At 68.1% G+C, this 16,876-nt stretch carries 16 protein-coding genes; 6 read left to right on the top strand and 10 right to left on the bottom strand.

What is annotated here, in order from left to right:
• Nucleotides 1-21 precede the first annotated feature (21 nt).
• From EBE87_RS15540 to EBE87_RS15530, 3 genes are read right to left on the bottom strand one after another with little or no spacing between them, the layout of a single operon-like run.
• Nucleotides 22-966, bottom strand: coding sequence for an SMP-30/gluconolactonase/LRE family protein (locus EBE87_RS15540; RefSeq protein WP_456316280.1), 945 nt, complete (start codon nt 964-966; stop codon nt 22-24).
• Complete coding sequence (locus EBE87_RS15535; RefSeq protein ID WP_199707439.1) at nt 963-1,511, bottom strand: carboxymuconolactone decarboxylase family protein; 549 nt, start codon at nt 1,509-1,511, stop codon at nt 963-965. Before EBE87_RS15535 ends, EBE87_RS15540 begins: the two co-directional genes overlap by 4 nt.
• 16 nt (nt 1,512-1,527) lie before the next feature.
• The gene (locus tag EBE87_RS15530) at nt 1,528-2,316 is read right to left on the bottom strand and encodes an IclR family transcriptional regulator (RefSeq protein ID WP_120638786.1); all 789 of its coding nucleotides are present in this window, start codon (nt 2,314-2,316) and stop codon (nt 1,528-1,530) included.
• Between the two features lie 105 nt (nt 2,317-2,421).
• Between EBE87_RS15530 and EBE87_RS15525 the strand changes: the two genes are divergently transcribed.
• The gene (locus tag EBE87_RS15525; RefSeq protein WP_120638787.1) at nt 2,422-3,222 is read left to right on the top strand and encodes an SDR family NAD(P)-dependent oxidoreductase; all 801 of its coding nucleotides are present in this window, start codon (nt 2,422-2,424) and stop codon (nt 3,220-3,222) included.
• Nucleotides 3,223-3,288: 66 nt separating this feature from the next.
• Here the strand turns inward: EBE87_RS15525 and EBE87_RS15520 are convergent, their stop codons facing one another.
• On the bottom strand, nt 3,289-4,071 hold the full coding sequence (locus tag EBE87_RS15520; RefSeq protein ID WP_233553259.1) for an alpha/beta fold hydrolase: 783 nt from the start codon (nt 4,069-4,071) through the stop codon (nt 3,289-3,291).
• Between the two features lie 130 nt (nt 4,072-4,201).
• Here EBE87_RS15520 and EBE87_RS15515 point away from each other — a divergent pair, with 130 nt between their 5' ends.
• The 5 genes from EBE87_RS15515 (at nt 4,202) to EBE87_RS15495 (ending at nt 9,738) form a co-directional block, all read left to right on the top strand.
• Nucleotides 4,202-5,176 (top strand): LysR family transcriptional regulator, encoded by a 975-nt coding sequence (locus EBE87_RS15515; protein ID WP_120638789.1) that lies wholly within the window; start codon nt 4,202-4,204, stop codon nt 5,174-5,176.
• 137 nt (nt 5,177-5,313) lie between these two features.
• Nucleotides 5,314-6,084, top strand: coding sequence for an SDR family NAD(P)-dependent oxidoreductase (locus tag EBE87_RS15510; RefSeq protein WP_120638790.1), 771 nt, complete (start codon nt 5,314-5,316; stop codon nt 6,082-6,084).
• Nucleotides 6,085-6,236: 152 nt separating this feature from the next.
• A complete protein-coding gene (locus tag EBE87_RS15505; protein ID WP_120638791.1) occupies nt 6,237-7,193 on the top strand; it encodes a sugar-binding protein in 957 nt (318 codons plus the stop codon).
• A gap of 14 nt (nt 7,194-7,207) precedes the next feature.
• Nucleotides 7,208-8,749 (top strand): sugar ABC transporter ATP-binding protein, encoded by a 1,542-nt coding sequence (locus tag EBE87_RS15500; RefSeq protein ID WP_120638798.1) that lies wholly within the window; start codon nt 7,208-7,210, stop codon nt 8,747-8,749.
• On the top strand, nt 8,746-9,738 hold the full coding sequence (locus EBE87_RS15495; RefSeq protein ID WP_120638792.1) for an ABC transporter permease: 993 nt from the start codon (nt 8,746-8,748) through the stop codon (nt 9,736-9,738). The genes EBE87_RS15500 and EBE87_RS15495 overlap by 4 nt, the downstream gene beginning before the upstream one ends.
• A gap of 53 nt (nt 9,739-9,791) precedes the next feature.
• Here EBE87_RS15495 and EBE87_RS15490 read toward each other — a convergent pair whose 3' ends face one another.
• From EBE87_RS15490 to EBE87_RS15470, 6 genes are all read right to left on the bottom strand, one after another.
• A complete protein-coding gene (locus tag EBE87_RS15490) occupies nt 9,792-11,138 on the bottom strand; it encodes an MFS transporter (protein WP_233553257.1) in 1,347 nt (448 codons plus the stop codon).
• 369 nt (nt 11,139-11,507) lie between these two features.
• Nucleotides 11,508-12,962: an aldehyde dehydrogenase family protein gene (locus EBE87_RS15485; protein WP_120638793.1), complete on the bottom strand. Its 1,455-nt coding sequence runs from the start codon at nt 12,960-12,962 to the stop codon at nt 11,508-11,510.
• Between the two features lie 375 nt (nt 12,963-13,337).
• A complete protein-coding gene (locus EBE87_RS15480) occupies nt 13,338-14,075 on the bottom strand; it encodes a hypothetical protein (protein ID WP_120638794.1) in 738 nt (245 codons plus the stop codon).
• Between the two features lie 136 nt (nt 14,076-14,211).
• Nucleotides 14,212-14,385, bottom strand: a complete 174-nt coding sequence (locus EBE87_RS29010) for a hypothetical protein (protein WP_158600902.1) — start codon at nt 14,383-14,385, stop codon at nt 14,212-14,214.
• Nucleotides 14,382-16,439 (bottom strand): ATP-binding protein, encoded by a 2,058-nt coding sequence (locus EBE87_RS15475; RefSeq protein ID WP_120638795.1) that lies wholly within the window; start codon nt 16,437-16,439, stop codon nt 14,382-14,384. Before EBE87_RS15475 ends, EBE87_RS29010 begins: the two co-directional genes overlap by 4 nt.
• Nucleotides 16,430-16,723, bottom strand: coding sequence for a hypothetical protein (locus tag EBE87_RS15470; protein WP_147426083.1), 294 nt, complete (start codon nt 16,721-16,723; stop codon nt 16,430-16,432). Before EBE87_RS15470 ends, EBE87_RS15475 begins: the two co-directional genes overlap by 10 nt.
• Nucleotides 16,724-16,876: the final 153 nt, after the last annotated feature.

The following is a 16,876-nucleotide window of genomic DNA, read 5'->3' as shown; positions in this document are numbered from 1 at the left end:
AGCGTGTCGGAATGAAAGGCCCTAGCCGCCCGATACCCCTTGGGTATTGACGTAGAGCGAATAGATGGAACGGCAGGAGGCCATGAACAGGCGGTTCCTGGCGGGGCCGCCGAAGCAAAGATTGGCGCAGCGCTCGGGCAGGGCGATATGGCCGATGGCCTCGCCGGCGGGGGAGAAGATGCGTACCCCGTCCAGCTCCTCGTCGCCCATGCCCCAGCCGCACCAGAGATTGCCATGCACATCGACACGGAAGCCGTCCGGCGTGCCGGGCCCGGCTTCGATCAGCACGCGCCGCGCACCGAGCCTGGTCCCATCCGCCTCAACATCGAAGGCCAGGATGTTGCGCGGGCGCGCACGGGATTCGATGACATAAAGCTGCTTCTCATCCGGCGAGAAGGCGAGGCCGTTGGGGCCGTTCACATCCGCCGCCACCACGGTCGCCTGCCCGGTGGCACCGTCGATGCGATAGATATTGGCCGGAAGTTCCTGCTCCGCTGCGGAGCCCTGGTAATGGCCGATGATGCCGAAGGGCGGGTCGGTGAACCAGATGGAGCCATCCGACTTCACCACCACATCATTGGGCGAGTTCAGGCGCTTGCCCTCGAAGCGGTCCAGCAGCACGGTGATGCTGCCATCGTATTCGGTGCGCGTGACGCGGCGCCCGCCATGCTCGCAGGTTATCAGCCGGCCCTGGCGGTCACGCGTATTGCCGTTGGCGAAGGTGGACGGGCTCCGGAAGGTGCTGACGGCGCCGGTCTCTTCCTCCCACTTCATGATGCGGTTGTTTGGTACGTCGCTCCAGAGCAGGTAGCGGCCATCGCCGAACCAGACCGGCCCTTCCGCCCAGCGGCAACCGGTGGCAAGGCGCTCCACGGCCGCCAGGGGCAGGCGGTAATGCTCGAATTCCGGCCGCAGGACGCGGATGGCCGGGTCCGGGTAGCGCTGGCTCGGTTCCCACATGGTCAGGCCAGCTCCGGCGCGAAAGCCTCGGGCAGGCCGATCTCGAAGGTGTTCAGCGTCATCGAGACCATACCGTAATAGCCCAGAATGCCCACCAGCTCGACCATGCCGCGCGCACCCAGGGCAGCGACACCCTCGGCATAGAGCGCTTCCGGCACGCCGCGCGTCTCCAGCAGGCTGGTGGAAATGGCATAGACGGCGCGTTCCTGCGCATCACGCAGCGGCGGCTCGCGCCGTGCCGCGATGGCGTCGATGGTGGCCGGGTCCATGCCGGCCTTCAGCCCCTCGCGCTTGTGCACCGTCCACTCGTAATGCGAGGTCCAGTAACGGGCGGTGATCAGGATGGCCAGTTCCGACAGGGTGGGCGGCAGCGTCGTCTGGTAGCGCAGCATCTCGCCCAAGCGCTGGCCGCGCCGGGCGAATTCCGGGCTCTGCACCCAGGCGATCATCGGCGCGGGCACACGGCCCCGGATGCCGGAGGCGGCTTCGGCGCAGACTTCCCGCTGCTCCGGCGTCATCGCGTCTTCGGCAGGCAGGGTGAGGCGGGGCATGGCGTTTCCTTCTCTTCTAGCGGGCCGGCAGATTGGGTGCCGCGGCGGCTTCGAGCCGGGCGGTGTCGCCACCCAGCTCACGCGTCAGTTGCAGCGCTTCCCGCAGCACCAGTCGGCGGCAGAGCATTTCGACCTCGGGCGTGAAGCGATAGAGCGGCACCGAGATGCCGATGGAGCCCACCACCTGCCCGGAAGGGCCAAGTACCGGGGCGGCGATCGCCGCCAGTTCCGGATGGCGCTCGCCCCTGGTGACCACCGGCAGTGCGGGCGGGGGCTCGGGGCCTTCGAAGGCCGTCAGGGCGTGCCCGTGCGCGCCGCGCCTCACGGGCTGCACCTCGCCGATACGGGCGTAGTCCCGCACGATCTGTGGTGAATCCAGGCGGAAGACGCAGCGGCGCTGTTCGTGCTCGCGCACAAAGAAGGTCGCGCTTTCGTCACTCTCCTGGCGCAGGCGTTCCAGCGCCGGCGGCACATGGTTATCCAGTCGCAGGGAGCGGCGGAAGATGTCGCCCAGTTGCAGCACCGTGGGGCCGAGCAGATAGCCGCCATTCGGCAGGCGCTGGATGAAGGCGTGGCTTTCCAGTGTCTGCAGCAGCCGCAGCGCGGTGGTCATGTTGAGGCCGACGCGGCGGGAGATCTCGGCCAGCCCCAAGGGTTCGTCCTCCTCCCGAAAGGCGCGGAGGAGGGCCAGGGCACGCTCCACGGCGCGCACATTGCCTTCGTTCAGGCCGGCCGGCTTCGCTGCCTCTGTGCTGGCGGCGGCGCGGCTGCGTGGTGCGCGGGTGGGGCTGGGTTGCTTGCTCACCCCCGCATCATAGCGGCCTTTCCGGTTTTCGGAAGTGTGTTGCGCCTAGTGGAAGTGACGTCTAGCTTGCGCTCTTCGCACGGGCCCGGATGGCAGGGAAGAACGATGTTGAACAGGTTCGCGGATAAGGTCGTGATCGTCACCGGCGCCGGCTCCGTCGGCAGCGGCTGGGGCAATGGCCGCGCCGCCGCCGTGCAGTTCGCGCGGGAAGGCGCCATGGTGTATGGCGCCGACCGCAACCTCGCCGCGATGGAGGAAACGGCGGCGCTGATCGCCGAGGCGGGCGGCCAGTTCGTGCCGGTGGAATGCGACGTGACGGACAGCGCCTCCGTGCGCGGCATGATCGAGGGCTGCCACACCCGCTTCGGCAGGATCGATGTGCTGGTCAACAATGTTGGCGGCTCGGCGCCTGGCGGCCCGGTCGAGATGCCGGAGGAAGTCTGGGACGCGCAGGTGGACTTCAACCTGAAGAGCGTCTTCCTGACCTGCAAATACGCGCTGCCGGTCATGGAGGCGCAGGGGCACGGCGCCATCGTCAACCTGGCTTCCACGTCCGGCATCCGCTGGACCGGTGCGGCGCAGGTGGCCTATGCGGCCTGCAAGGCGGGCATCATCCAGTTCAGCCGCGTGGTGGCCGTGCAATACGCGCCGAAGGGCATCCGCGTGAACACGGTGGTGCCGGGGCAGATGCATACGCCCATGGTGGAGGTCCGGCTGGCGAAGCAGCGCGCCGGCGGCGATGCCGAGGCGCTGATCCAGCAGCGCATCGCGCGCATTCCGCTCGGCTTCGCGGGTGACGGGCGCGATACCGCCAATGCCGTGCTCTTCCTGGCTTCGGACGAGGCTCGCTTCATCACCGGCACGGAGCTGGTGGTGGATGGCGGCATGTCGGTCCGCTGCGGCTGAGGCAGGGGGAGTCCGGCTGGCCGGCGCGGCGGCGGTCATGCCATGGCCTCCACGAAGCCGCGCGCGTCAGCGCCTGTCCTGCGCCAGGACGTCATCGTGGAAGGGGCGCAGGTGCCGCAGCAGGGCGGCAGGGGCCTCGGCGGCGGTGAAATGCGCGGCATCGGCCTCAACGAGGCGGCTGCCGGGGATAAGCTGCGCGGCGCGCCGCACCAGTTGCGGCGGGCGCACGGCATCGCGCGTGCCGGCCAGCAGCAACACGGGGCAGGTCAGGCCGCCCAGCAGGCCCTCGACCGCGACATCCAGCAGCGCCTCGTTCTGGCGGGCGAAGCCGTAGGGGTCATTGGCGAGGTAACGGCCCCGGTAGCGCGCGCGGGCCTCGGAGCCATCGGGGGGCCAGGAACGGTCCAGGGTCATGGCCAGGGTGGCGCGCAGGCCCTGTTCCTCGGTACGCCGAGCACGCTCCCGCATCAGGCCGGCCCGGGCGGGATCGACTTCCAGCGCCGGGTTCAGCAGCGCCAGCGAGGCCACCTGCCGGGGCCGCCGCGCCGCCAGCATCACCGCCTGCGCCGCCCCCATGGCCGCGCCGACCAGATGGAAAGGCGCGGGCAGGCTCAAGGCCGCCAGCAGCGCGTCGAGATCCTCAACCAGGGTCTTCAGGCCGAAGGGCTGGCGCGGCTTCTCGGAACCGCCGGCGCCGCGCTGGTCGTAGCGGAGCACGCGGAAGCGGCGGGCAAGCTCCGGCACCACGCCATCCCAGCTTTCCAGGCTGCCGCCGATCTCATGGACCAGCACCAGGACCGGCCCTTCACCCTCCAGCGCATAGCGCAGGGAAACGCCGTTCACCTCCACCCAGTCCAAGATGCTGCTTTCCTTCCCTGACGCCGCTCTCCAGCGGTGACCTAGTGCGGCGTGTTGCCATACACAAAAGCTGTTGGATTATGGCAAACCATGCCGCTGAGGCATAGATCGGGACGCGACGATGGACCTGCGGGCGCTGCGCTACTTCCTCTCGGTGGCCCAGCTGGGCGGCATCACGCGTGCCGCCCAGGCGCTGAACGTCGCGCAGCCGGCCCTGAGCCGGCAGATCCGCAAGCTGGAGGAGGAAGTGGGCGTCACGCTGCTGCTGCGCCGCCCGCGCGGAGTCGAGCTGACCCCCGCCGGCGCCCGGCTGCTGGAGCGCGCCGAGGCGGTGTTCCAGTCACTGCGGGAGACGGCGGAGGAACTCCGCTCCGAGACCCTGGCCGGAACGGGCCGCATTTCGCTAGGGGTGCCGCCGGCCATGGGCGTGATGCTGGTGCCGGAGCTGATGCGGCGGTTCCGCGCCACCCTGCCGCAGGCAGCGCTGTATGTGCGGGAAGGCGTGGGCCACTGGCTGGTGGAATGGGTGCTGGAGCAGCGGGTGGACTTGGCGCTGGTTCATAATCCACCCCGCCTGCCGGAACTGGAGGTGGAGCCGCTGGTCGTGGAGCGCATGGTGCTGGTGCTGCCGCCCGCCGGCACCGCGACGGACTGGCCGCTTCCGCCTGACGGAGAGATCAGCCTTGTGCAGGCGCTGCAAGTGCCGCTGATCCTGCCAACCCACCCGCATACCAACCGCCTGCTGCTGGACAGTGTCTTGGCACGCGGCATGCAGCCGGTGCGCCCGGCGATGGAGGTGGACAGCGTCAGCATCACCAAGGCGATGGTCGGCGCTGGACTCGGCGCCACCATCCTGACCCATGCCGCCGTGCATGGGGATGTCCTTGCCGGGCGGCTGCGCGCTATGCCGATCGGGCACCCGCCCCTGATCTCCAGCCTCGCCCTGGTCCGCCTGCGGCGGCATGCGGCGGATCTTTTGCCAGAACGCACGAAAGGGCTGATTCGCGAAACCCTCTCGCGCCTCGCCCGGCAGGGAGTCCTGCACGGTGCTCTGGCGACATCGCGTGTGCTGGGCGGCGGCGGGGCAAAAGGCTAGCGGGTGGCGCAGATCGTGGCGAAGCGTTGCGGCAGGCCAGCAGATGGCATTGACGCTCCGCCAAGGCCTGCCAGACTACCAAGGCCGGCACCGCAACTTCATGAGTGTCGGAGCAACATCCCGAAGGGAACATCCGAATGCAGCGCAACGCGGTCTATCCCGACCTTGCCGGCCGGAGCGTCTTCATCACGGGTGGAGGCACCGGCATCGGCGCCGCACTGACCCGCGCCTTTGCCCACCAGGGCGCCAAGGTCGCCTTTGTCGATATCGCGGAAGAAGACAGCGCGGCGCTGGTGCGCCAGGTCGGCAGCGAGGGGGCGACGCATGTACCGAAATTCATCCGCTGCGACCTGCGCGATATCGCAGCACTACGCGCCGCCGTGCAAGAGGCGCAACAGGCGCATGGCGACATCACCGTGCTGCTCAACAACGCCGCCAACGACCAGCGCCACAAACCCGAGGATGTGACGCCGGAATACTGGGATGACCGCATGGCCATCAACCAGCGCCCGATGTTCTTTGCCGCCCAGGCCATCATCCCGCAGATGCAGCATGCAGGCGGCGGTGCCATCGTCAACTTCGGTTCCGTGAGCTGGAAGCTGGGGCAGGGCGGGATGCCCGCCTACACGATGGCAAAGGCCTCGGTGCACGGCCTGACACGCGGGCTGGCGCGGGACTACGGCAAGCAGAATATCCGCGTGAACACGCTGGTGCCTGGCTGGGTGATGACCAAGCGGCAACTGACGCTCTGGGTCACGCCCGAGGCGGAGAAGCAGATCGATGCCGGCCAGTGCCTCGCCGGGCGGGTGATGCCGGAGAATATCGCGGATATGGCACTGTTCCTCAGTTCCGCGGCTTCCTCCATGTGTTCCGCCCAGGAATTCGTGGTGGATGGCGGCTGGACCTAACGGCTGCCTTTCCGAAAAATGACGGAGACGTGAAGTCCGAAGCGTCTTCTTCCCACTCTCCTGAATGCTCTGCTAGCCTTCCTCGCAACAGCCGAACCGGCTGCCAAAAGGCCCCGCTTGAACAGGGGCCATGAGGACGTTCAGGAGAGAGCATGAAACGGCGCAGTTTGCTTGCCGCACCGGCGGCGCTTGCCCTGGCGGGCGCCCCCCGCATCCTGCATGCGCAGGAGAAGAAGACACTGGCCTTCGTTGTCAATGTTTCCGCCGATTTCTGGACCATCGCCCGGCGCGGTATCGAGAAGGCGAACCGGGAACACCCCGAGTTCAACATGGAGATGATTGTCCCTGGCCAGGCCAGCGCCGCCGAGCAGCGTCGCATCGTGGATGAGCTGCTGGCGCGCAAGGTGGCTGGCATCGCCATCTCCGCCATCAACCCTGGCAATTCCACGGAAATGTTGAACCGCGCTGCTTCCCAGGCGGTGCTCTTCACCACGGACAGCGATGCGCCGGCCAGCAACCGCGTGGTCTATATCGGCACCGACAATGTCGCCGCCGGGCGGGAGGCCGGGGCGCAGATGAAGAAGGCGCTGCCGAGTGGCGGCAAGGCCATGCTCTTCGTCGGCACCATGGACGCGGACAATGCGCGGGAACGCGTGCAGGGCATCCGTGAGGCGCTGCAGGGCGGCAATATCGAGATCGTCGATATCCGCACGGACGAATCGGACATGGCCCGCGCGAAGCGGAATGTCGAGGATGTGCTGGCGCGCTATGCCGACATCGATCTGCTGGTCGGCCTCTGGGCCTATAACACGCCGCAGATCTACCAGGCGGTGAAGGGTGCGGGGCGTGAGAACCGCGTGAAGATCGTCGGCTTCGACGAGGACGGGCTGACGCTGCGCGGCGTCGCCGACGGCACCATCTATTCCACCGTGGTGCAGCAGCCCTTCGAATTCGGCTACCAGAGCATGGTCGGCATGGTGAAATACCTGAACAACGACCGCAGCTTCATCCCAGCCAGCAAGCAGATCATCATTCCAACCCGCATCATCGACAAATCGAATGTCGAGGAGTTCCAGAAGCAGATGCGGGATCTGCTGCGCACGCGGTAGGAATGGGCGCGAGCATGGCGCCGGACCTTCCGCTGCTGGAACTGGAGGGAATCGGCAAGAGCTATCCCGGCGTGCGCGCCCTGGATGGCGTCGACCTGCGCCTGCATGCGGGCGAGGTCCTTGGGCTTGTCGGCGAGAATGGCGCCGGCAAGTCCACCCTGATGAAGATCCTGGGCGGCGTGGTGCCGCCCAGCGAGGGGCGGGTGCGGATCGGTGGCCGCGAATACCCGGCGCTGACGGTCTCGGAAGCCGGCGCCGCCGGCATCGCCTTCGTGCATCAGGAACTCAATCTCTTCGACAACCTCGATGTCGCGTCCAACGTCCTGTTTGGGCGCGAGCCCCTGCGCGGCGGGCCGCTGCGGCTGCTGGACCGGGCGGCGGCGCGCGCGCGCGTGGCGCCGCTGCTGCAAAGGCTGGGCGCGGATTTCGGGCCGGATGCGCGGGTGGCGGAACTCTCCATCGCCCAGCGGCAGCTCGTGGAGATCGCCAAGGCCCTGGCGGCCGAGGCGCGCATCATCATCCTCGATGAGCCGACCTCCTCCCTGACGCTGTCGGAGACCGCGCGGCTGCTGTCGCTGGTGCATGAGCTGCGTGCCGGCGGCACCGGCGTCATCTACATCACCCACCGCCTGGGCGAGATCATCGACTGTGCCGACCGTGTCGTCTGCCTGCGGGATGGCCGCATGGTAGGCGCGCTGGCGCGGGAGGAGATCAGCCACGCCGCCATGATCCGGCTGATGATCGGGCGCGACCTGCGCTCGCTCTATACCCCGCCCGCCCGCGCGCCGGGTGAGGGCGGGCTGGAACTGCGCGGGCTGCGCACCACCGCCTTTCCGGAGCGCGCGGTGGACCTGCATATCCGTCCGGGCGAGATCCTGGGCCTGGCAGGGCTGGTGGGTTCCGGCCGCACCTCGCTGGCCCGCACCCTTTTCGGCATCGACCCGGCGCTGGGTGGTGACATCCGGCTGCATGGCAAGGCGCTGAGGATCACGGAGCCGGCGCAGGCGGTTGCCGCCGGCATCTATCTGGTGCCGGAGGACCGCAAGGCCGCCGGGCTGGTGCTCGACCTTTCCATTGTGCAGAACGTCACCCTCGCCAACCTGCCGGCCTATGCGCGCCTGGGGCTGGTGGACCGCGCCAGGGAAGAGGTGGCAAGCGAGGCGCAGCGCCAGTCCCTGCACATCAAGGCACCCTCCTGCGCCGTCAAGGCGGGCACGCTGTCGGGCGGCAACCAGCAGAAGGTGGTGCTGGGCAAATGGCTCAGCATGTCTCCCCGCGTCATGCTCTTCGACGAGCCGACGCGCGGCATCGATGTCGGTGCCCGTGGCGAGATCTATGCACTGATGCGGAAACTTGCCGATTCCGGCGTGGCCATCCTGATGATCTCCTCGGACATGGAGGAGGTGATCGGCGTCAGCGACCGCATTGCCGTGATGCACGAGGGCCGCGTGAGCGGGATGCTGGAGCGCAATGCCTTCAGCGAGCAGGCAGTGCTGCGGCTGGCCATCGGCCAGACCGAGGAAACCCATGCCGGCACGGAGGCGGCACATCCATGAGCAAGAAGGAACTCGGCCTCGGCCTGCTGCTGATCGTCATCGGCGGCATCACGGCGGCACTGAACCCGCTTTTCCTTTCGGGCACCAACCTGCTGAACATGGCCAACCTGATCGGCCTCTTCGGCGTCTTCAGCATTGGCCAGGGCATCATCATCATCACCGGCGGCATCGACCTTTCCGTGGGCTCGATGTTCGCGCTGCTGGGCGTGATCCTGGTGGACCTGCTGGTAAATTTCGAGCTGCCCTGGCCTCTGGCGGTGCTGGTGATCCTGGCGGCCGGCGTGGCGCTGGGCCTGCTGCACGGCCTGTTGGTGACGCGGCTGCGGCTGCAGCCCTTCGTGGTCACGCTCTGTGGCCTGCTGATCTACCGCGGCATCGCTCGCTACTACACGCAGGACGGCACCATGGGCTTCGGCTATGCCGCCGGGGACCTGGATACGCTGACATGGCTTGCCTCCGGCCGCAGCTTCGGCGTGCCTAATCCCTTCATCATCCTGCTGGTGGTGGCGGCCTGCATGGCGGTGCTGCTGCACCGCTCGGTCTTCGGGCGCTATCTCTACGCGGTGGGGCGGAACGAGGAAGCGGCGCGGCATTCCGGCATCCGCACCAATGCCGTCATCGCCGGGGCCTATCTCATCGGCGGCGGGCTGGCGGGGCTCTCGACGGTGCTGCTGGTCTTCTACACCAGCTCCGTCTCGCCATCCTCCTTCGGCAATTTCTACGAGCTTTATGCCATCGCCGCTGCGGTGCTGGGTGGCTGCTCGCTGCGCGGCGGGGAGGGCAGCATCCTCGGCATCGTGCTGGGCACGGTGCTGCTGCAGATCCTGCAGAACCTGGTGAATATCCTGGGCATCCCCTCCTCGCTCAACTTCGCGGTGATGGGGAGTGTCATTCTGCTCGGCGTCATCGCGGATCAGCAACTGAGCCGGCGGAAACAGGTGGGGGCCCTCAGCCGTAGCCCGGCGCCGGTCGCGTCCCCGGCGGAATAGCCAGGAAGCACGGGAGTGGTGATGCCCCAGCGGGCTGGGGCATCACCGGCAGCCTACTCGGCGGCCACGGAAGCAGCCCGGCGGGCTGGCTGACGATCCAGGATCAGGATCAGCAGGATCGACATCACCGGCAGGGCGGCCATGAAGAGCAGGCCGTAATAGTCGCCGCCGCTGGCATCCTTGATGATCCCGAAGACCTGTGGGCCGAAATAGCCACCCAGGTTGCCAACGGAATTGATCCAGGCAATGCCGGCCGCCGCGGCGGTGCCGCTGAGGAAGGCGGTGGGCAGCGACCAGAAGATCGGCAGCGCCGCGAAGATGCCGTAGCTGGCCAGTGCGAGGCCCAGCAGCTTCAACACCAGCCCATCATTGCTGGCAGCGATCAGCAGCCCCGCCGTGGCGCAGGCGGCGGCGAAGATGGTGGTCCATTTCCGTTCCCGCAGGCGGTCGGAGAAGATGCCCCAGAGCACCATGGTCACCGCGCCTACCGCGTAGGGGAAGGCGTTCAGGAAGCCGAGCTGAACGTTGGAAACCTCGCCCAGCGCCTTGATGATCTGCGGCTGGAAGAAGCCCAGGGTATAGAGCGGCGACACCAGGCCGAGATAGACCAGGCCATAGCCAATCACGCGCGGGTTCAGCAGCGTCTGCCACCATTCGTAGCGGACCACGGCCTCGCGCTGGCGCTCTTCCTCGCGCAGCGTGGTCTCCAGCCAGTCCTTTTCCGCCTGGGTCAGCCAGTTCGCCTCAGCGGGGCGGTCGGTCAGGTACCACAGCACGCCGAAGGTCAGCAGGATCGCCGGAATGGCCTCGATGATGAACATCCACTGCCAGCCGTGCAGGCCCCAGATGCCGTCCATGTTCAGCAGGTAGCCGGACACGGGCGAGCCGAGCGCGGAGGAGAAGGGGATGGCGAACATGAACCAGCCGACGATCCGCCCGCGATAAGCCGTGGGGAACCACAGCGTCAGGTAAAAGATCACGCCGGGGAAGAAGCCCGCCTCAGCAGCGCCGAGCAGAACCCGGACGATGTTGAAGCTGGTCTCGCCCGTCACGAAGGCCTGGGCGCCGGAGAGCAGGCCCCAGGTGATCATGATGCGGGCGATCCACCTCCGTGCACCGAAGCGGTTCAGCGCGAGGTTGCTGGGCACTTCGAAGACGAAATAGGCCAGGAAGAAGATGCCGGCGGCGGTACCGAAGGCCGTGGCGGAAAGGCCCAGTTCCGCACGCATGGCCGGGCCGGCGAAGCCGACATTCACCCGGTCCAGGTATGAGACGAAGTAGCAGACGATCAGAAAAGGCAGCAGGCGCCATGCAATCTTCCGCATGGCGCTGCGCTCGACATCGCTGATCACGCTTGGTGAACTGCCCGAGGCAGGCTTCTGGCCATAGGCTGCGGCCATGGCGTTTCCCCTAGATAAGCTTGTTCTCACTCCGGCACAGTGCCGGCGGGGGATTTTGAAGCGGATCAGCCCAAGCGTCGATAGCAGTTGTTCGCGGAAAGAAGCCGGATTGTTCGTTTTGAACAAAGCTGGGGCCTTGGGCGTAAGGACCTTTCTCGCATCGCGGCGTTAATTCTTCAGAATCGCGCAACACAGCGACTTTTTTTAACCGGGTGTAAAGGCTGGTGCCATGGCCATGACCCAGCCGTCAGAGGAGGCCGGAATGACGGCGGAAGGTCATTGCCCGGAGACGGCGGCGCCCGGCCTTCTGGCCATGTGCCGCCATCAAGACTGGCGATCCCGTGTTGCAGTCTCGCCAGTAGGCTGCTGTCAGCCGTGCCGGATGGCGATGGTCTTCAGGGAAGCGAAGCTGTACAGCGCCTCGAACCCCTTCTCCCGCCCATGGCCGGAACGCTTCACGCCGCCGAAGGGCAATTCCACACCACCGCCGGCACCGTAGTTGTTGACGAAGACCTGCCCGGTTTCGATGCCACGCGCCATGCGCATCGCACGGCTGCCATCGGCGGTCCAGACGCCGGCGACCAGGCCGTAGTCGGTGCCGTTGGCGATGCGCAGCGCGTCGGCTTCATCCTCAAAGGGAATAACCACCTGCACCGGGCCAAAGATCTCTTCCTGCGCCAGGCGGCTGCTGCCCTGCGCGCCGGAGATCAGCGTGGGCGGCACATAGTAGCCGCTGGACGGCGCATCCGCGCCGATGCGGCCCTGCGCGGCGATCTCCAGCCCGTCCTGTCGGGCGGCCTCCAGGTAGCCCTGCACGATCTCCTGCTGCCGGCCGGAGACCAGCGGCCCCATGTCGAGGTCGGACATGGCGGTGCCGACGCGCAGGGCGCTGTAGCGCTCCGCCATGGCGGACAGCACGCGGTCATGCACCGAGCGCTGCACCAGGATGCGGGAGGCGGCGGAGCAGGTCTGACCCGCGTTCTGGATGCCGGCATTGACCAGGAAGGGCAGGGCGTCGTCGAGGTTCGCATCCTCGAAGACGATCTGCGGCGACTTGCCGCCCAGCTCCAGCGTCACCGGCACCGCGTTCTTCGCCGCTGCCGCCTGCACCAAGCCGCCGACCACCACGGAGCCCGTGAAGGAAATGTGGTTGATGCCGGGATGCGCCGCCAGCGCCGCGCCAGCTTCTTCGCCAGTGCCGGAGACGATGTTGATGGCACCGGCCGGGAAGCCCGCTTCCTCGGCGATGCGGGCATAGGCGAGGGCGGTGAGGCAGGCTTCCTCCGCCGGCTTGATCACCACCGCATTGCCCATGGCGAGTGAGGCGGTGACGGAACGGCCGATGATCTGCATCGGATAGTTCCAGGGCACGATATGGCCCGTGACGCCAAGCGGCTCATAGATCGTCAGCACAGTATAGCCATCCATGTACGGGATGGTGTCGCCATGCAGCTTGTCGGCGGCGCCGCCGTAGAATTCCAGGTAGCGGGCCAGGGCCAGCGCATCCGCCTTGGCCTGGCGCAGCGGCTTGCCGACGTCGAGGGCTTCCAGCCGCGCCAGCTCATCCGCCCGCTCCAGCACGATGCGGGACATGGCGGACAGCAGCCGTCCACGCTCGGTCGCCGTCATGCGGCCCCAGGCGCCTCGGCGGGCCTCCTGCGCGGCGGCCACGGCGCGGTCGATGTCGGCGGCGTCGCTGCGCGCGATCTCGGCGAGGCGGGTTCCGTCGGAGGGGTTCAGCAGCGGCATGGTCTCGCGGCCCAGGGGCTCGCGCCATTCACCACCGATGAGGTTCTGCCGCGTGTCGAACGAAACGGCTGCCATGAATTCTCCTCCGGATACTGGGGCAGGCAGGCGCCGCCCGGCGGAGGAAGTATCGCTAAAGGCACAACTTGACCATACCAGGGGGTCGCCGCCCCGGCGCCTCAGCCTGGCGGGTGCTTCCGGTCGGCCAGGACCACTCTCCACCGCTTCCCGCAACTGCCTGCCGTGCAGGATGGCGGCTTCGGTCTACCCGTTGATGGCCGCGATGATCACGGGCGGCACGCTATCCATGCCCCGGCGGCTGAACAGCTTCCTGGCGAATGCGGGGGCTTTGCAGGACGCGCAGCTCTTCCGCCAGTTCCGCCTCTCAGCCGCAGCGCCGGGGCGCGCTTGCAGGCAGACAGATGCGCTGGACGTCGACGCTCTCGGGCTCGATCAGCACCAGGGCGGCCCAGGGCAGCAGGGGGAGAGCGTGAATGGCCGCCCGCTCTCCGCCCGCGATGCGCGTTGCAACCTGGGCAGGGCCAGCGCACGGGTGATGCGCGCGATGGGCTCGGCGGCTGCATCCGTCACGGTGTCGGCGGGGCCTTCCAGCACCATGGCCAGCACGGCCTGCTCCAGAGAGCAGGTGCTGTGCCAACCGGCTTGCAACAGCCGCTGCCGGCCGATGGCCGCAACCTGGGCCGCACCGAAGAGATTGACGGTCCAGATGGCCGGCGGCACCCGCACCGGGCCGATCTGGTCCTGCAACAGAAGGCCGAGGTCCAGCGCGCCATGGGAAACCTGGGGTTCGGGCACAGAGCCGCGCAGCGCCTCGGGCATCGTGTCGAGGTCAGGCTCGGCGACGGTGAAGAACAGGGACTGGAGCGCCTCATGCTCCACGCAGGCGTGGAAGGGCGCGATGCGGCGGCCCAGCGCGCCGACCAGCGCCAGCAGCGCCCCGGTGCCGCAGCCACGCCGGTCGCCGCCAAAGGAAATCCAGAGGCGGTGGAAGCGGCGCCCGGTCAGCGCCGCGTGCTCCAGCACGATCATCACGCTGGGGTCTTCGGGGCCGTCGGTGGCCTGGATCGGTTCCGCCTGTCCCTGCCGCCAGCGTTCCAGCCGCTGCGCGACATGGACAGTGGCCGCTGCCGGCAGCGGACCTTGGACGGGAGAATCGCCAAGGTGGCGCACGCTCAGCCCCGGCGCTCAGGCTTCCACGGCCTCGATGGTCTGGGCCAGCAACTGGGCCGGCGCCATGTCGCCTGTCAGCACATCGGCCACCACCCTCCAATGGGCGGCGGTGCGGGTGGGGCGGCTGAACATGGCGCTATCCCGGCTTGGCCAGCACCGGAGGCAAGACGCCCAGCGCACCCCAGGCTGCGGCTTCCGTAAGGTGCCGGACCAATGCTCCCTGCAAGGCGCGCTCATGGCAGGCATGGTGGGTGGGCACTTGCTCTTCCAGCACCAGCGGCGTGAGGGAAAGCCGCAGGTGCCGCGTCATGGCGCGTCTCCGAATTCCGCTGGTGTTATCGGCTTCTCCAACTTGGCGTATTCGCGACGCGCGGCGGCCAGCAGATGGTGGGTGCCCACCGGCTCGCCAGCCTCGGCCGCCAGGAAGGCGGCATTGAGGGCGATGCCGCGGATGGTTCCGCCCGCGATGGCGAGCCGCGCCAGCCGGTCATGGTCGACCTCCGCGACCGGCGTGCCCGGCGGGATGACGCGCTGCCAGAGTTCCCGACGCTGCGCAGCATCGGGAAAGGGAAAATCCACCACGAAGCGCAGCCGCCGCAGGAAGGCAGGGTCCACGGCGCTCTTCAGGTTCGTGGTCAGGATGGCAAGGCCGCGGTAAGTCTCCATCCGCTGCAGCAGATAGCTGATCTCCAGGCTGGCGTAGCGGTCGTGTCTGTCCTTCACCTCGGCGCGCGGGCCGAAGAGCGCGTCGGCCTCATCGAAGAGCAGGATGGCGCCGCTGGCTTCAGCCGCGTCGAAGATGCGGCGGAGACCTTTCTCAGCCTCATCGATATGCCGGGAAACTACCTGCCTGAGGTCAACGCGGAAGAGGTCGAGCCGTAGCGCACTCGCCAGCACCTCCGCCGCCATGCTCTTCCCGGTGCCGCTCGGCCCGGCGAAAAGCACCGCAACGCCCAGGCCGTGCTCCCCTCGCGCCGCCCAGCCCCATTCCTCGTGCACCTGCCGGGCGTGATGCAGTTGCGCGGCGATCTCGCGCAACTGGTCCAGCCGGTCTGGCGGCAGTGTCAGATCGTCCCAGCCAGCGCGGGGCTCGATCCGTTCCGCCAGCCCGTCCAGCCGCCGTCGCGCCTGTATCCGCGCGGCCTCCCAGGCCTCGCTGAAGAGAGTGTCTTCATCGCCCACATCCTTCGTCACCAGGGCGGCGGCGGCCTGCACGCCGGCGGCATTCAGCGCGAATTGCCCGGCAAGACGGTCCAGATGCCCGCCGAGGGTGCCGATGGCGGGCAGGACGGCCCGCCAGAGCGCCCGGCGGCCGGCGGTGGTGGGCGGCGGCATGTCGATGCGGATGGAGCCAGGCCGTTCCAGCGCAAGCGGCTCCCGCCCGGCCAGGATCAAGGGGCCCAGCAACAGATCGGCGAAGGCGGCGGCGTTGCGGCGCTGGGCTTCCTCCGCTTCGTCGCCCTCGGCCAGCAGCACGCCATCCGCCAGGGCCATTTCGCGGTCGATCAGCCGGGCCAGGGCATGGCGCGCGGCGGGCTGCGGCGGCAGGTCGGCGCGGGCGAGACGGAAGAGGCGCTGGCCCCGGCTGGCGCAGAGCGCAGCGGCGGCGGCGCGGATGGCCGCCGGGTCAGGCCCGCAGCATTGCAGCACAGGCCAGCCGGTGGTGCCCTCAGCAGCCCAAAGGCGCTGCAGCCGGGACAGCAGGGCGGGGTCTTCCTCCGGCCCGCCCGAGGCCGGGGGCAGCGGCGCCACCAGCCCGTCCAGGCGCGGGTCGAGGTAATCGATGCCCAGAAGATGGCTCAGGATGCGTTCGTCCAGCACCAGTGGCCGGTCGGGGAGGGGGCCGGCGCCATCCGGCTCGACCATGTGCCAGCGGCGCAATGGCGACCGTGGGCAGAGCGCCAGCCAAACGTCCTCGCCGACCAGGGCCAGCGCGAGCCCCAGGGCGGGGCGCCGGCCCCGCAGTGCCTCCGGCCGGAGATGCGGCGCAGCAGCCAGGAGCAGCAGCACACGCTCCGCCGGCCCCAGGCCGAACAGCGCGGCGAGGTTCTCCAGCCGTGGCGGCGCCTCCTCCTCCGACAGCGCCGCGCCGTCCAGCGCGGCATCGATCGCCATCTCCAACTGGCGGCGGGTCATGGTGGCGTGGTCGTCCGGCGGCAGCAGGTTCATGGCACCGTCACCGTTTGGCTGGGGTCGGAGTGCGGCGGCGTCGATCAACAGGCTGTCGATACCGGTCACCCGCGGCCGCACCGGTAGGATGGTGCCCCGCGGCAGTTCCGGGAGCGGAGTGGAAACCTTGTCCATCTCGGCGCTGGGGTCCGGCAGCGGCTGTTCCACCCGCCCGGCCAGGAAGGTCAGCGCCATCCCTTGTTGCAGCCGGGGCTGGTAGCCGATGCGGAGGTGCGCGCCACGCAGGCCTGCACGCCACCCTCAAGAAAGAAGCAGAAAATGGCACAGGAAACTTTGCTATCGGCATGCAGCCCGCCGAAGCGGCGCTCGAAATTCACGAGATTGGAGATCTGAACCAGCTGGTTGTTGAGTCTGTGCACGATATGCCCGACGAAGGCGGCAACTGGTATGGAAACCCCCGGCGATGCTGTACACCGCGCCTGGAACTTCCTTGATAGAGACAGCGGGAAAAGAGACACTCGTCGCCATCCGAGCCTCCTCGCCTTTGATCAGACTTCTGGATCCGGCCAGGCGAAAGCCGGACGTACCCGCGACAGGGACGGCTTGCTGGCAACCACGAGATCACATCTCGTACGAAGTTCCGTCTGATCCTAACTATTCGATTTGAATTC

Origin of the sequence: Teichococcus wenyumeiae (assembly GCF_003696345.1) — a bacterium.
Taxonomy (GTDB): domain Bacteria; phylum Pseudomonadota; class Alphaproteobacteria; order Acetobacterales; family Acetobacteraceae; genus Pseudoroseomonas; species Pseudoroseomonas wenyumeiae.
Note: the sequence above shows the minus strand (reverse complement) of the source record. Positions and strands in the feature narration are given on the sequence as shown.

Bases quoted from the DNA above. Each gene is read 5' to 3' on its own strand.
- EBE87_RS15500 (WP_120638798.1), top strand. From the start codon at position 7,208: ATGGCGCCGGACCTTCCGCTGCTGGAACTGGAGGGAATCGGCAAGAGC.
- EBE87_RS15475 (WP_120638795.1), bottom strand. From the start codon at position 16,439: ATGGCGCTGACCTTCCTGGCCGGGCGGGTGGAACAGCCGCTGCCGGAC.
- EBE87_RS15510 (WP_120638790.1), top strand. From the start codon at position 5,314: ATGCAGCGCAACGCGGTCTATCCCGACCTTGCCGGCCGGAGCGTCTTC.
- EBE87_RS29010 (WP_158600902.1), bottom strand. From the start codon at position 14,385: ATGACGCGGCACCTGCGGCTTTCCCTCACGCCGCTGGTGCTGGAAGAG.
- EBE87_RS15495 (WP_120638792.1), top strand. From the start codon at position 8,746: ATGAGCAAGAAGGAACTCGGCCTCGGCCTGCTGCTGATCGTCATCGGC.
- EBE87_RS15515 (WP_120638789.1), top strand. From the start codon at position 4,202: ATGGACCTGCGGGCGCTGCGCTACTTCCTCTCGGTGGCCCAGCTGGGC.
- EBE87_RS15490 (WP_233553257.1), bottom strand. From the start codon at position 11,138: ATGGCCGCAGCCTATGGCCAGAAGCCTGCCTCGGGCAGTTCACCAAGC.
- EBE87_RS15535 (WP_199707439.1), bottom strand. From the start codon at position 1,511: ATGCCCCGCCTCACCCTGCCTGCCGAAGACGCGATGACGCCGGAGCAG.
- EBE87_RS15485 (WP_120638793.1), bottom strand. From the start codon at position 12,962: ATGGCAGCCGTTTCGTTCGACACGCGGCAGAACCTCATCGGTGGTGAA.
- EBE87_RS15525 (WP_120638787.1), top strand. From the start codon at position 2,422: ATGTTGAACAGGTTCGCGGATAAGGTCGTGATCGTCACCGGCGCCGGC.
- EBE87_RS15505 (WP_120638791.1), top strand. From the start codon at position 6,237: ATGAAACGGCGCAGTTTGCTTGCCGCACCGGCGGCGCTTGCCCTGGCG.